Consider the following 13457-nt stretch of genomic DNA (forward strand, 5'->3'; position numbering starts at 1 on the left):
AACGTTTTTGAATGAATCGGGCGTATCTCCAGTAATGCCGACAAAGAGTGCGCTCGCCCAGCAACTCGCCGTTGTCGCCGGGTTCGACAACCCACGGGCCAGTCTCGAACAGTACCGGACACCGCCGGACCTGGCGGCGCATCTGGTCCATACTGCGGACCTCCAGGACGATATCCAGGGACAGACGGTCGTCGACCTCGGCTGTGGCACCGGGATGCTGGCGCTGGGTGCAGCGCTGCGGTCGCCGGCGCGGGTGGTCGGGCTAGATATCGACCCTGCACCGCTGTCGACGGCGCGCGAAAACGAGCGGAAGGTCGGGTCGACGACGCCAGTGTCGTGGGTTCGAGCAGATGCCACCATGGCCCCGCTGGCACCTCCTGTCGAGGAAACCACTGTCGTCATGAATCCGCCCTTTGGCGCACAGTCGGACAATGAACACGCTGACCGACGGTTTCTCGAAACTGCCGCGTCCATCGCGGGCGTTTCGTACTCGATTCACAACGACGGAAGCCAATCGTTTGTCGAATCCTTCACTGACGACAACGGCGGCGAGGTGACCCACGCCTTCGAGACGGAGTTCGACCTGCCGCGACAGTTCGAGTTCCACGAGTCGGACCGGCAGGCGATCACCGCGGAAGTGTACCGCATCGACTGGACCTAGTTCCGCGCCGCTTGCTGGCGACGCTCCGCAATTTTGACGCGAGTGCCATCTGTCCCTGCGTACAGCCGTGAGCGGTTCCGCTCGAAGGTCAGCCCGCCGATCCGCGTCTGCGTCATGTTCGCCGGGAGCGGTGCCTGCCCGACCGTTTCGTTCCCCCGTGTTACGCTCACGTCGAACCCGTTCTGCTGGGCAGCCACTGTCACGTTCCGCCCATCCAGTATCACGTCCGCCGTCGACGGCTCCGAGGTGTAGGCCGTCCGGGGCTGGCCGCCCTCACGCCTGAGTTGGACCCGATAGACGCTGTCGTTGCCGAGTACCGACCAGTCCACCCGGTTTGCGTACACCGATTCACGCCAGGTCGGCCCGCCGACTGTGACCCGCTCCTGACCGTCAACGGCGAGCTGGCCCGGCTGGACGGCGGCGATCCAGACCTCACGCTCCGCGCTGGCAACGATGACACCGCTGGCGTTGACGCTCGCCCCCTCCCGCTGCGTTGGGACCCAGATGCTCTCGAAGTACGCGTTGGGCACGTTCTCGTCGTAGGTCACCACGTAGTCTCTGACCTCGATGCCGCCTTCAGGGAGCTGGTCGTCCTGCAGGTCGACGACGTTCGTCGGGACGGCCGCGAGACTCAGTGCGCCGAGGACGACGAGCAGGACCACCACTGCGAGTGAGGCCGGGCGACGATCGAATCCAGGGCGAAAACTCCGGTCAGAACCGACGGTCGCCGCTGCGACGACGAGCGCGAGGACGAACACCAGCGCTGTCCCGGCCCAGCGGAACAGCCGAAACCGGCCGCCGCCGAGCGGGAGATACACCGCCCACAGGCCCTGGGCGACGGCGAACACGAGCGTCGCAAAGAACACCCGGAGCGTGTCGGGGCGTTCGTCCCGGTTCCACAGTAGCGCGAGGGCCACGATGACGCCAGCCAGAATGCCGATGGCGTGGCCCTGGATGGCGATGTTGGACCACCACGGCGTCACGAACCGGGTCTGACCCGAGGCCGTCGACACGGGGTAGCGAAGCGCCGAATACAGGAGGTCGAGCACGCGGTTCCCGAGAAACGCGCCGAGAAACAGCGTCGGCCGCGTCACGAGCGCGAACCCGGCGACGGCAAACACCGCGCCGGAAAAGCCCACAATCGGCCCGATAGCGAACACCGCGGAGAACACGCCCACGACGAACATGGCGACGGGAACGACCAGAATCCGGGCGAACGGGTTCGTCCGCAGCGACGTGAAGGTCTGCACCCCGCGCTTGCGAGGGTAGTGTCCCCAGACGTACTCCGCGACCGTCCCATACACCAGTGTGCCCATGAGGTTCCCCGTGATGTGCCCCTGACTGCCGTGGGTGAACGCCCCGGTGAGCATCCCGAACGGGTAGAAGTACGACCACGTCCGGAACGGCGTGACAAGCGGGTTCCGCGGGTGCCACCACGCGCCCTGCAGGAACAGATACACCGCCAGGACGCCGGCCATCGTCAGCAGCGTCCCCCACGGAACGCCGAGGAAGAGGCGCGCCCGTACGCCGTCGCCAGGTCGCGCGGCCGACAGGCGGCGGACGGCAACGAGGACGGCGAGCACCACAATGAGGACGACCGCTTCCTGCCACGGGAGCCACGCGGGCATGGCCGGCGTCGGCAGCGACTGCATCATTCATGCACAGTTCAGGTACGGGACGGCTTATGGATGGCGGCAGGTGTCACTCTCCAACAGTGACAAACAGGGAACGGGTCGGTGTCAGGCAACCCGAGCCAGTGAACGCGTCACCTCAAAACAGGGACATACCGACGCTGTACGGCCACGACGTGCCGGCCACTGCAAGCAGGGACAGCGCGCCGCCGGCGAGGGCGACGTTCTTGAGGAACTGCGTCATCTCGTCCTGTACTTGGTCGTCCGGGACCGCCCAGAAGTCGTGCATGGTGACGGCGGAGGCGACGAGGAACGTCGCCAGCGCCCCGGCCGCGATAACGGGGTACGCGCCGATGACGACGAGGACGCCGCTGACGAGGAGCAACCCGCCACTCCCGTAGACCGACGCCACGGGTGCCGGGAGCCCCTTTGCCTCCGCGTAGGGGGCCATCTGCTCAGCGCTCTGGAAGTGGTTCAGGCCCATGAAGGCGAGGACGCCGCCGAACAGGATTCGTCCCAGCAGGAACAGTTCGCCCGCACCAGCGGACTCGAACGCCATCAGGCGCTCACCGCCGGTACAGGAGTGGTTTCGCTACGAGACTGTCGAACCGCGATTGGTAGTTTCATTACGTTACTTGGTTCGTATGCGAACCTATTTGTACGTTCCCGGACAAGGAAGATACCAGGTAGCACCGATGTCATCTGAAGTATTCACCACCGCGGACGAGGAGGAAGAGAGCGGGCCGTGTGCCGTCATCGAGTCGCTGGAACAGATCGGGTCGCGCTGGCGGCTGGTCGTGCTCCACGAACTCCAGAACGGTGAACAGCGGTTCAACGAACTCAAGCGCGCCACCGACGCCAGCTCCCGAACCCTCTCGCGGGTCCTCGACGACCTCCAGGAGATGGACTTCGTCGACCGGCGGCTCGAAGAGGACGCCCCCGTCGCGACGTACTACCAGCTCACGCCCAAGGGCGAATCCCTCTGTCCAGTGTTCGACGAAATCGAGGACTGGGCCGAGGAGTGGCTGGCCGGTTGCCAGAGCTGATCCGACAACGCAGACTTTTCTATCCCCCGGCCCCATCGCTTTACCAATGGGAGTACGGCCACCAGCCGATAACAGCGACGAGCCAGACGTCATCGAGTTCGGTATCGCGGCACTCGACGCCCGCCTGTCGGACGTGGACATCGAGTATCCCGCGACGGCGAGGGAGGTCCGGGACGCCGCCGGCCACATCGCGGTCCCGTTCGACGCGTCGGGCCACTCGATGACCGTCGCCGAGGCACTCGAGGAGACGACCGCCACGGAGTTCGACAACGAGCAGGAGCTACTCAACGACCTTCATCCGATATTCGAACGGAAACGGGAAGCCACCAGAAACAGTATTCTCTCCCAGCTACGCGCGCTGGTCCCGTTCTGAGCTACTCGTCGGAACTGTGGGAGGACACCGCCGGCTCTGTCTCTATGTCGCTGTCTCCGGTGTCTTCCGCGTCGCCCTTCTTGCCGTGCTCTGCGTCGCCGACCCGCTGGTCGTCGAACACATCCACCGGCCGACTACGGCTCTCGTGTGTGAGCTGGACTGCGATGTCCTCTAACCGGCGCGTCTGCTCGCGATTCACCGCCACGAGCATATCCGATAAGACGCCGAACATGAGGAGCTGAATCCCCAGTAGAATGGCGAACGAGCCGACAACGGCAATCACCTCGTGTGAGATACTGTTGACGACCCAGTCGTAGGCCACGTACGCTCCAAGTAGGAACCCGACCACGGTGCTCCCGAGGCCCACGCTTCCGAAGTAAAACAGCGGATTGTTCGTCTTCGCCATTTGGTACAGCGTCAGGATGATCGTCGCGCCGTCCCGGAACGGACGGAGGTTCGTGTCGGACTCGTCTGGTCGGGGCTGATAGGTGATCGGCACCACCGCCGTCGAGACGTTATGTTTGACACACTCGACGGCCATCTCCGTCTCGATACCGAAGCCCGACGCCGTCAGCGAACTCCGCTGGAACGACTGTCGCGTGAACGCTCGATACCCCGAGAGGATATCGGTGAGGTCCCGTCCGTGAATCGTTTCGAAGGCCCTGTTGATGATGCGGTTGCCGATCTGGTTCAGCTTCGTCATCGCGCCGGGTTGCATATCCGCGAACCGGTTCCCGATGACGTGGGCAGCCTGACCCGACAACAGCGGCTTGAGGAGCCTGTCCGCCTCGTCGGGCCGATAGGTCGCGTCCCCATCGGCCATCAGGACGTACGGCTGCTCGATGTGGCGCGTCACCGCCTCCCTGACGGCCTGCCCCTTCCCCGAGCCGGACTGTTCGACGACCCGCGCGCCGGCCGATTCGGCGATGTCCTGTGTCCCGTCGGTTGACCCACCGTCGATGACGAGGACGTCGTCGAAGCCCTGCTCGCGGAACCCGGACACGACCGACTCGATAGTCTCAGCCTCGTTGAATGTCGGCAACAGTATACAGACGTCGTCTCGGTCGGCCATTGATTCAACGTCATCCACGCGAAGGCAAATAAATGCGGGTCTGGCCGCGTGCGGATTCTGTTTTAACTTCCCGCGGTCATCGGCAAGCAAGCGGCGACAGTCGGAAGCAACTGATAACAGCCGTGTCAGTCGTCGCGTTGCTCGCTCATGTGCTCCCAGACCTCCGCGCAGCCACAGCCGTCTTCGATGTCTGCCAGGTGATCGTCTTCTTCGGTCTGGGATGTCGCAGTCATGTTACTCACTCTGCGAGTAACTACTCACAGCCACCCACTAATAGGTTCCGGCGATGGGCGACGCGTTTTACATCCCCTGCCACACATGAGCGTGTATGAGCGACCCTGCGGACGTGTTCGACCTGGTCGGGCTGACCGAATACGAGGCGACGGCGCTGGAACAGTTGCTCTCGCTCGGCCGGACGACGGCCCCGAATCTCGCTGAAGCGAGCGGCATCCCGAAGGCCCGCGTCTACGGCGTGCTGGAGGCGCTGTCCGACCGCGGCTTCATCAAGGTGATTCCCGGTCGTCCCAAGGAATACCAGCCGAAATCGCCCGGCGAAATCCTCGACCGGGCAGTCGAGAACCACAGACAGTCATACGAATCGTTCGCCGCCGACATCGACTCCTACCGCGACGCGTTCCTCGCCGAGTACGAACCGCGGTTCGACCGCGCCAGCGAGGACATCTCGCCGACGGCCGAACTGTTCCACGTCGTCGACGTGGGTGAACCGAGCGAACGCGAGACCAGACGGCTATACGACGACGCCGCCGAGACGCTTCGGGTTATCACCAATAGCTTCGCCTACCTCGACAACGTCGAGCGTGCACTGGCCAAGACACTCGACCGTGGGGTCGAAGTCAGCGTTCTCTTCCTGCATCCCGACGAACTCCCACCGGAGAAGGCAGCCATCCAGGCTGACATCGTCGAGCGGCTGACGGCGGAGTTCCCCGCTGTCGACCTGCGGTTCAGCACGGAGAAACTCCCCTGGCGCGGCACGCTCGTCGACCCGAGCATGGACTACGACAGCGGCGAGGCGATTCTACTGGTCGAGGAGCCGGACGTTCCCAACCACATGCGCCAGGCCGCGATTACGGACAACGGGTCGTTCGTCGCCGGGATGAAGCGGTACTTCGATCTGATCTGGGAGTACGAGAGCGTCGAAACGGCCCATCAGACGTAGCCGAGGTCTTCCAGCCGCTGGTACGTCCCGTCGTCGAGGTCGTCGAAGTCCTCGCCCGCCGTCTTGACGTCGAGTTCCTCTATCGATTCGAATGCGCTGTCGACGTGTTCCGCACCGCCGTCGGACACTTTGTACGACGTCTGGGCGTCGCGGCTGACGACGGTGGCGGCGCGGTCGCGGTTAGTACAGTACTTGACAACTCCCTCACTGTCGTCTTTGAACACCGCTCGCGACGTGGCGGTCCACGGCGACAGGTCCCCGACGTACGCACCGGCGCGTTCCTGCAGCGGCTCGTCGAGGCCGACCGCAGTAGCGAGGACCGGTCCGTCGGGACAGAAGCCGGCAGTCTGTTGATCGTCGGCCCGAAGCCGGTTCACGACCCGCGGAAATTCGACCAGCGACGCGGGACGGTCGACCCGATGAGACTCGGTCTGGCCCGGATAGCGCACGATGAGCGGGACGTGGAGTACGCTGTCGTGAATCGCGACGCCGTGTTCGGCGACCCGGACACCCGGCCGAACGTCGCTCTGTTCGCCGAAGCCCTCGCCGTGATCGCTCGTGATGACGAGAAGCGTGTCATCAAGCTCACCACGCCGTTCGAGCGACGAAACGAGCCGTTCGAGTTCCGCGTCCATCTGGCGAATCCCCCCGTCGTACAGCGACTCGACCGCCTTCTTCTGCCACCACGGACGGTGTCCGCCGTTGAAGTCCCACTTCTGGTCCTCGAAGGAAGCCTGCAACGACGACGCCTCCGAGCCCCCCCACTGGTCGTAGTCCGGCATCGGTTCGTACGGAATGTGGGCGTCCATCAGGTTGAGACACGCCGCCCACGGCCCGTCCTGTCGGTCGCTCCAGTCCAGCAGCGAATCCACGTAGACGTCCGCCGGCGTCGATGCTCTGACGCTATCCGGGAGGAACCGCTTGTAATCGGACTGGAGTTTCGTCGCCACACCGTTTGCCAGCGACCGGAGCGGCGCGTCGTCTGTCAGCGCGAGTCTGACGAACTCCGCGTACTGTCCCCGTCCCTCGTTCGAGACAAACTCGTGGGGGTTGACTGCGCCCGGGAACGGGACGTTCCGCGCCCCGACGATCTCGTCAAACCCGTCCCGGAGTCCGACATCGACGGCCGTCAGCCAGTCATTTTCGGTGAACACGCCGGTGCTGTACCCGTCTTCTCGCAGCTGTGCGAAGACTGACGCCGACGGGTCGAGCCGATGCCCCGCCGAGACGACACCGTGTTCTTCGACGTGTAACCCGGAGAAAATGCTCGCGTGGCTCGTGACGCTCCGCGCACCAGGCGCTCGGGCCTGCTCGTACAGCGTCGCCCGCCCTGTGGCGAACGAGTCCAGAAACGGCGTCGTCTCGTTGACGTGGCCGTAGGCGCTGAGGTTCTGTGCACGGACGCTGTCGAGGATGACCAGCAAGATGTTTGGATCGCCCGACATGGCTACATATACCCGAGATCTTCGAGGTGCTCTTTGACTTCCTCCCCCGACCGGTCGCCGTCGTCCGACGCCGTCACCTGCGGTGTCGACGTGTGGTCTGTTTCGTCGAGTTCGGCTTCGATAGCCGCCCGGACGTCGACGACACTCTCGATTGCGTCGACCATGGCTGCGTCGGTCCCCGCAACCATCGCCTCATCGGTGTGGACGCCGTCCTGCAGACCGTGGTCGCTGACGAGCAGTAGCTCGTCGTTGTCACCGAGGTCGTCTCGAACCTCGCCGACGAACTCGTCGAGTTCTTCATAGGCGCGGTCCTGTAGAGACGGTTGTTCGTACGCAACGTGGCCGATGAGGTCGAGCCCGCTCGTGTATGCAAACACCAGTTCGTGTCGCCCACCTCTGAGCGCCCGACGTGCGCGAGCGAGGCGAACCATCGACATTTCGAGGCACTGCTCGTAGAACAGCGCCGGGTCTGTCGACGAGTGGCCGCCTTTTGCTTCGAGGTCGCGCTCGAAGAGGTCGCCGAGGTTCCGCCGGAGGCTGTGTTCGCGGTCCTCCGTGTCCGGGTCGATGACGTAGTTGGGGATGCCGATTGGAGCCGCCTCCCGGCCGTCGAACACTGTCGACAGGCCGTTCTCCTCGTAGTAGGTCGCCGGGATCCGGAACGCGTCCTGTTCGGTGTTGTTCAGTAGCCACGCGCCGAGACGCGTCTGCAGCCCCGACGGGAGAAGGTAGTCCGCGGCAGCACTCCCGAACCGGAGGACGGGGTTCTCCCAGGCAACGCCGTCGTCAAGCGTGATGCCGTGTTCCGGGGGCCTGAGCCCGGTAATGATCGTCGGCCAGAGTTCGTGCGTGCTGGGGCCGCCCTCGACGCTCCTGATCGTCTCGATAGCGTGGTGGTCAGCGAGCGTCAAATTCGGATGTGCCGTCGAGTCTACTAGTTCCGGGTCGAGTGCATCGATACCCAGCACTACGAGGACCATATCTACCCTGAACGTCTCAGTCGACGGCTTAAGACCTTTCGATGCACGCGATAGACGGCGGTACGACCTTAGCCAGACAGCGAACGGTACAGGTCGAGGTACTCCTCCGCGATTTTCCGCCAGTCGTACTTCTCCTCAACACGGTCTCGTGCCTGTCTGGATATCTGTTTCGTGAGTTCGTAATCGGAGAGCAAGGTGGTGACGGCGTCTGCGATTGGTTCCGGTTCCTCTGTCGGAACGACAAAGCCCTCCTCCCCGTCGCGGACCATTTCGTTTGCTCCAGAAACATTGGTAACGACCACTGGACAGCCGGTCGACATGGCTTCCAGACGGACCATGGAAAAGCCCTCTGACCGAGAAGGGTGGACGAAGGCACGTGCTCGGGATAAGTGTTCTCGGACAATAGACTGGTCAACATACCCGTGGAACGTGACGTTTTCGTCTAGATCGAGATGCTTGACCTGAGCGACCAATTCGTCTTCTTGCGGCCCGTCACCAAAGACGTGGAGCTGGACTTCGGGATATTCCTGCTGGATTTGATCAAGTGCTTCGATCAAGATATCATAGCCTTTCCGTTCCCGAAGGCTACCGATGGCCACGAGTTCATGTGAGTCGTCCGGTTCACTGTACTCGAAGACGTCCGGATCAACGCCCAGCGGGATCGTCCGGAGCTTCGATTCGTCAACGAGGTCAGCATACATCTCGTAGGCTTCTTGATCGACAACCACAATTCGGTCTGCGGCGTCAAGCGTTCGCTTGAACAAATCCATCCGAGGTGGATCAAGGATTACATCGCGAGTCGCGTCAACAATTGTGTGAAGTGGATCGGTAAATGGCCTCGGAAGGTTTCTCCCTACCCAAGAAGAAAGCATCCGATTGAATTCCTCAGCCATGATGGCATGCCCTGTTTGGCACGGTCCAACGACGACAGGAACATTGTCATGAAGCTCTGAAACGAGGATTGGATTGAACCACCTGTAGCTGAGATTCATGTGGTGATATATATCAACAGATCCCTCCCGAAGTTCTCTTAAAAGTCTATAATACAAATAACTATAGAACGAGATCCTGTTAGAGCCCCCAAGCGGATACACAGTAACGTTTTCCGGTCTAAGAGTATCAGAAACTGATCTCGTGTATATATCGACAGTAAAATTATCGTCGTACAGGTTATTCAGGAGATTGTAACTCTTCCCGTATTCGTTGTTATGAATGTCTGTTTTGGTCGGTCCGATGAGAACTCGCGGCATACTGATGGTGGGAGATGGGGGAATTAACAGTTATTCTTGTCGTCTCTCTACTAGCCAGATAGCCATGGAGTGTATTCAGATATGATTATCACTTATAACCTAAGGCTTCAAGTTGCGATTCACGGGCAGGCTTTTGATCATCTCCGCCGCTATCAGAGACATTATACTCAGGGGTATATTCCTCAGTATCTATCCCGTCTAGTGTAATCCACGGGACCTCTCTTACAGCACTGACCGGAACTCCTTTCGGGTGGCCATATACCCCGCATTCACCTTTTGCATTGCCGTGGTCAGCGGTTAGAGCGATGGAGCCATCAATAGACGTTGAGAGGATACTAACTTCTTCCAGTATCCACTCTAGGTTGTCAATATATGCAGTCCAGAAGTCATCGTGCGAAACGGTGCCATCACAGAGGCGCCACCAGACTTTGCTACCGAACTTCTTTGTGCCCTTGAATTCACGAAACCACTCTGGTCGCGACCGGAAGGGTGCATGCGGTTGCATATAATGAACAATCATTCTATCAACGCCCTTCTCGTCGCGTTTTCTCCAAGTGTTAATCGCGTGATCAGTCAGTTTCCGAGGCGAAACCGTCCGAATATCATACTCCGTACTGGCGATCCCAAAATGAGTGAACTCTGAAAACTCATCGTATTGTATCTGGTCCGTATATGGATTGCCTGTGATATATGCGGTTTCTTGGATCTCTGCTGAATGTCTTTCATTAAACGTTTTTTTGATCCATTCAGAGCTGGTACCGCCGACTGACCAGCGCGTCTCGAGTTTGCTATCAGCAAAAAGAGATTGATAAGAAGTTCCCTGTATGATTTCTTCCATGGCATCAGCCCTGCATCCGTCCAAGATGACCAATATATCCCAGTCTTCGTCCCAAACCACCTGCCCTTCCTGTTGCTTTGGAGCGAATCTCCCGAGCAAGCCGGCCCATAACTTTCTGAGTGCTATCTCGAGATTCTTTGGAGAAGGATCTGATTGTAGGCGGTCCACTGTATCAAAAAACCAATCAGAGAAGCTCATCTGTACTGTGTTGATTTGGTGGTCGAATGAATGTTTTGAAATGGCACCCTGTCCAGGCCTGGATAATTAAATACGGTACAATTGGAGAGTCGAGTTGAGTGACAACATCTAGCATCGCTAAGAACCCTCGTTGTTTTAATAAGGACAGAATAATAAACATATGGAAGAAATCCACAGATATCGATGGATATCGACCGGTCAAGTGTTGTTATATACGCCAGTAATATCGTACTGAGTCTAATTGGTTTTGTTGGAACCGCATATTTTGCTCAAACTCTCGGAGGAACGGTTCTTGGAATCTTTTTCACCTTTGATGCGGTCACGAGCGTGCTGATGACCGGAGCGCGGCTTGGAGTCGATACAGGGATAGAGAAGCGAATCAGCGAAACGACAACTCAACAGCGTGGGTCGTACTTGACTGCAGGATACCTCATAACACTCGCTCCAATTGTAATTATGTCTCTCGGATTGTTCGTACTTGAAGGCTATGTAGACGAATACATTGGTGTGGCGGCCGTACCCTTACTGATTGTATTTATTATTTCCAGTACCGGGAGATGGCTTACCGGAGCAGCCCTTCGTGGTGAAGGGCGAGTGGCGCTTAGCTCTCTTATCGAACTCTTTGGTGAAGTAATTCGTATAGTAACAAGTATCGCGCTAATCATAGCCGGGTTGAAGATATTTGCTCTGTTATATGGTGTCTTGATTGGAGTTGTCGTGAAGTTTGTCATATTTTACTTCGCCTTATCAAGTACGCTATCTATCCCAACTTGGGAAACTGTCAGAGACCTCTGGAGTTTCTCGAAGTATACATCATTCAATAGTGTGAGTTCCCTAGCATACAACTGGGCAGACACGCTCGTGTTGGCATACTTCGCGTCAAAGACCGCTGTTGCCGTATACGAGGCTTCTTGGAAGGTCAGTGTAGTCGCAGTAATGGCTAGCCAAGCCCTAAGCCAGGCAGTGTTTCCATCTATCAGCGAGTGGGCGTCACGCAATGAGTACAGTCGCATTGAAACGGCCCTAAGCGAAGGCTTCACATATGGTCTCCTGCTTGTCATCCCCGCCGTAGTCGGTGTAGCGATACTCGCCGATCCATTCATGCAACTCGTCTATGACTTCGACACGGGTGGGTTAATCCTCATCCTCCTGATGGCGGAGAAGTTGTTGCAGGCCCCGAGAATCCTGATCCAGCGGACGCTCACGGGGATCGGCCACCCGAATCTCGTATTCCGGACGGCAGCGCTGACCCTCGTTGCAAACGTTGTACTCAATCTGTTACTGGTCCCGGAACTCGGATCGTTCGGTGCAGCGGCGGCAACAATAACGACAGTCAGCATCGCGCTCGTCATTCAGATCGCGTATCTCCGGCGGTTCATCACTGTGACAGCAAACTGGCGGGCGCTCGGAAGGCAGACGGTCACAGCGTTAATGATGGGCGCAGTGGTGTACGCGGCGTCAACCATCTTCCCGCCATCGACGCTTTTGAAGCTTGGTGGCTTAGTCGCACTCGGCGTCGTCGCGTACGGTCTCGGCATGGCAACGGACCGCGAAATCAGAGAGCGCGTGTTACAGATGGTGTAGCGCCTACCGATTGCACGCCACAAGTATCGACCTGTACCGCTCGCAGGCCGCCTCAAAGCTGTACTCGGTATCGATTCGATCGCGTCCGTTCTCGCTGATGCTGTCGAGGTCGTCTCGGTCCAGAATATCGAGTATTGTCTGTCGAAGCGCCGCCGGCTCCCGTGAATCGAGCAGGAAGCCGGTTTCGCCCTCGCGGACAACGTCTGGAACGCCCGAAACCGGCGAGGCCAGTACCGGCGTTCCGCAGGCCAGCGCCTCCAGAATTGTCGTCGGTAGTCCCTCCGTCGGCTGTGACGGCAACACGAGCAGCGAGAGATCGTTGAGTTGATCGGGTACGTCGTCGTGATCAACCCAGCCGGTGAGTTCGACTGCGCCACGTTCGATTTCAGACGCGAGTTCGGTTTCCAGCCACTCACGGAGGTCACCGTCGCCGATGAACCGGAACGTCACGTCACCAGGTAGTTCCGCGGCGACAGAAGCGAGTTCCCGGATGCCCTTCTCTTCGTCGAGCCGTCCGAGGAACCCAACGACGCGGTCGCGGTCGGCGTAGGGCTGCTGGACGCGAAATTCGTCCGTCCGGACGTAGCGCGCCCCCATCGGATACACGGTCGGGGATTCCGGATGCAGGTCCAGTTGGCGGGCCATCTCGGGCGTGTACGTGATGACCCCGTGAGCCGCGGCGAAGCCGGCTCGTTCGAGTGCACGGACGGCACCGGCGAGCCCGGCAGCCACCGGGTCCGGCAACTGCTGTTCCCAGTTCAGCCGGAGCGTCAGCGGCACGTCGCCGCGGGGTTCGACGAGAACCGTTTTACCGAGCAACCGAGCCGCGATAATGGGAAGCAGGTACGACGTTGCGCCGAAAAAAAGGACTACGTCTTCGTCACGGTCAGCAATAACGCGACACATCCGGAGTTGGTTCAGCAGGAACCGGACGGCGGCGGTGACGACGGAGTCGCCCGCGCCTTTTCGCGTGAGCTCAACGAGTTCGTGCCGGTCGCGAATCTCGGAATCAGCCGGCAGGTCAGCCGTCACGAGCGCGACTGATGTCACAGCCGACAGGATGTCGAGTAGGCTTCGTGTGGCGTTCTCGCCAGCAGCGGCGAGGGGATGGGTCACGACGCAGACGCTCTGGAGCGATTCGTCAGTCATAGATGCCACTTTCGCCCAGTGTCACGGGTGATTCGCTGGCTACCCTGTAGTGT

13 protein-coding genes are annotated in these 13457 nt (G+C 60.0%); 5 read left to right on the plus strand and 8 right to left on the minus strand.

Going from position 1 to position 13457, the window contains the following annotated elements; translation table 11 throughout:
* Nucleotides 1-34: 34 nt before the first annotated feature.
* Entirely contained in the window at nt 35-661 is a 627-nt protein-coding gene (locus tag GJ630_RS01535) for an METTL5 family protein (RefSeq protein WP_191449280.1), read from the plus strand.
* Here GJ630_RS01535 and GJ630_RS01540 read toward each other — a convergent pair.
* The gene (locus GJ630_RS01540) at nt 658-2316 is read right to left on the minus strand and encodes a rhomboid family intramembrane serine protease (protein ID WP_191449281.1); all 1659 of its coding nucleotides are present in this window, start codon (nt 2314-2316) and stop codon (nt 658-660) included. The genes GJ630_RS01535 and GJ630_RS01540 overlap by 4 nt on opposite strands.
* Before the next feature lie 115 nt (nt 2317-2431).
* Nucleotides 2432-2851, minus strand: coding sequence for a DoxX family protein (locus GJ630_RS01545; RefSeq protein ID WP_191449282.1), 420 nt, complete (start codon nt 2849-2851; stop codon nt 2432-2434).
* A gap of 136 nt (nt 2852-2987) precedes the next feature.
* Between GJ630_RS01545 and GJ630_RS01550 the strand changes: the two genes are divergently transcribed.
* The gene (locus GJ630_RS01550) at nt 2988-3338 is read left to right on the plus strand and encodes a helix-turn-helix domain-containing protein (RefSeq protein WP_014040094.1); all 351 of its coding nucleotides are present in this window, start codon (nt 2988-2990) and stop codon (nt 3336-3338) included.
* A gap of 46 nt (nt 3339-3384) precedes the next feature.
* Nucleotides 3385-3711 (plus strand): hypothetical protein, encoded by a 327-nt coding sequence (locus GJ630_RS01555; RefSeq protein WP_008309691.1) that lies wholly within the window; start codon nt 3385-3387, stop codon nt 3709-3711.
* 1 nt (nt 3712) lies between these two features.
* Here the strand turns inward: GJ630_RS01555 and aglJ are convergent, their stop codons facing one another.
* Nucleotides 3713-4783, minus strand: coding sequence for an S-layer glycoprotein N-glycosyltransferase AglJ (gene aglJ, locus GJ630_RS01560; protein ID WP_014040093.1), 1071 nt, complete (start codon nt 4781-4783; stop codon nt 3713-3715).
* Nucleotides 4784-5111: 328 nt separating this feature from the next.
* Between aglJ and GJ630_RS01565 the strand changes: the two genes are divergently transcribed.
* Nucleotides 5112-5960: a TrmB family transcriptional regulator gene (locus GJ630_RS01565; protein WP_014040092.1), complete on the plus strand. Its 849-nt coding sequence runs from the start codon at nt 5112-5114 to the stop codon at nt 5958-5960.
* On the opposite strand, the gene GJ630_RS01570 is transcribed toward GJ630_RS01565, so the two are convergent.
* The 4 genes from GJ630_RS01570 to GJ630_RS01585 form a co-directional block, all read right to left on the minus strand.
* The gene (locus GJ630_RS01570) at nt 5951-7405 is read right to left on the minus strand and encodes a sulfatase (protein WP_064287916.1); all 1455 of its coding nucleotides are present in this window, start codon (nt 7403-7405) and stop codon (nt 5951-5953) included. The two genes, GJ630_RS01565 and GJ630_RS01570, sit on opposite strands and share 10 nt — an antisense overlap.
* 2 nt (nt 7406-7407) lie before the next feature.
* Entirely contained in the window at nt 7408-8385 is a 978-nt protein-coding gene (locus GJ630_RS01575; RefSeq protein ID WP_014040090.1) for an alkaline phosphatase family protein, read from the minus strand.
* Nucleotides 8386-8453: 68 nt separating this feature from the next.
* Nucleotides 8454-9635 carry a glycosyltransferase family 4 protein gene (locus tag GJ630_RS01580; protein ID WP_044951784.1) on the minus strand — a complete coding sequence of 394 codons (1182 nt, stop codon included), beginning with the start codon at nt 9633-9635 and terminating at the stop codon, nt 8454-8456.
* A gap of 88 nt (nt 9636-9723) precedes the next feature.
* Nucleotides 9724-10671 carry a hypothetical protein gene (locus GJ630_RS01585; protein ID WP_050037858.1) on the minus strand — a complete coding sequence of 316 codons (948 nt, stop codon included), beginning with the start codon at nt 10669-10671 and terminating at the stop codon, nt 9724-9726.
* Between the two features lie 183 nt (nt 10672-10854).
* Between GJ630_RS01585 and GJ630_RS01590 the strand changes: the two genes are divergently transcribed.
* Nucleotides 10855-12255, plus strand: a complete 1401-nt coding sequence (locus tag GJ630_RS01590; RefSeq protein ID WP_023843213.1) for a flippase — start codon at nt 10855-10857, stop codon at nt 12253-12255.
* 3 nt (nt 12256-12258) lie between these two features.
* On the opposite strand, the gene GJ630_RS01595 is transcribed toward GJ630_RS01590, so the two are convergent.
* Complete coding sequence (locus tag GJ630_RS01595) at nt 12259-13404, minus strand: glycosyltransferase family 4 protein (RefSeq protein WP_044951781.1); 1146 nt, start codon at nt 13402-13404, stop codon at nt 12259-12261.
* Nucleotides 13405-13457: the final 53 nt, after the last annotated feature.

It is taken from the genome of Haloarcula sp. CBA1122, from assembly GCF_009741785.1.
Lineage (GTDB): Archaea > Halobacteriota > Halobacteria > Halobacteriales > Haloarculaceae > Haloarcula > Haloarcula hispanica.

Bases quoted from the DNA above. Each gene is read 5' to 3' on its own strand.
- GJ630_RS01550 (WP_014040094.1), top strand. From the start codon at position 2,988: ATGTCATCTGAAGTATTCACCACCGCGGACGAGGAGGAAGAGAGCGGG.
- GJ630_RS01595 (WP_044951781.1), bottom strand. From the start codon at position 13,404: ATGACTGACGAATCGCTCCAGAGCGTCTGCGTCGTGACCCATCCCCTC.
- aglJ (WP_014040093.1), bottom strand. From the start codon at position 4,783: ATGGCCGACCGAGACGACGTCTGTATACTGTTGCCGACATTCAACGAG.
- GJ630_RS01590 (WP_023843213.1), top strand. From the start codon at position 10,855: ATGGATATCGACCGGTCAAGTGTTGTTATATACGCCAGTAATATCGTA.
- GJ630_RS01575 (WP_014040090.1), bottom strand. From the start codon at position 8,385: ATGGTCCTCGTAGTGCTGGGTATCGATGCACTCGACCCGGAACTAGTA.
- GJ630_RS01535 (WP_191449280.1), top strand. From the start codon at position 35: ATGCCGACAAAGAGTGCGCTCGCCCAGCAACTCGCCGTTGTCGCCGGG.
- GJ630_RS01585 (WP_050037858.1), bottom strand. From the start codon at position 10,671: ATGAGCTTCTCTGATTGGTTTTTTGATACAGTGGACCGCCTACAATCA.
- GJ630_RS01540 (WP_191449281.1), bottom strand. From the start codon at position 2,316: ATGATGCAGTCGCTGCCGACGCCGGCCATGCCCGCGTGGCTCCCGTGG.
- GJ630_RS01565 (WP_014040092.1), top strand. From the start codon at position 5,112: ATGAGCGACCCTGCGGACGTGTTCGACCTGGTCGGGCTGACCGAATAC.
- GJ630_RS01555 (WP_008309691.1), top strand. From the start codon at position 3,385: ATGGGAGTACGGCCACCAGCCGATAACAGCGACGAGCCAGACGTCATC.
- GJ630_RS01545 (WP_191449282.1), bottom strand. From the start codon at position 2,851: ATGGCGTTCGAGTCCGCTGGTGCGGGCGAACTGTTCCTGCTGGGACGA.
- GJ630_RS01580 (WP_044951784.1), bottom strand. From the start codon at position 9,635: ATGCCGCGAGTTCTCATCGGACCGACCAAAACAGACATTCATAACAAC.
- GJ630_RS01570 (WP_064287916.1), bottom strand. From the start codon at position 7,405: ATGTCGGGCGATCCAAACATCTTGCTGGTCATCCTCGACAGCGTCCGT.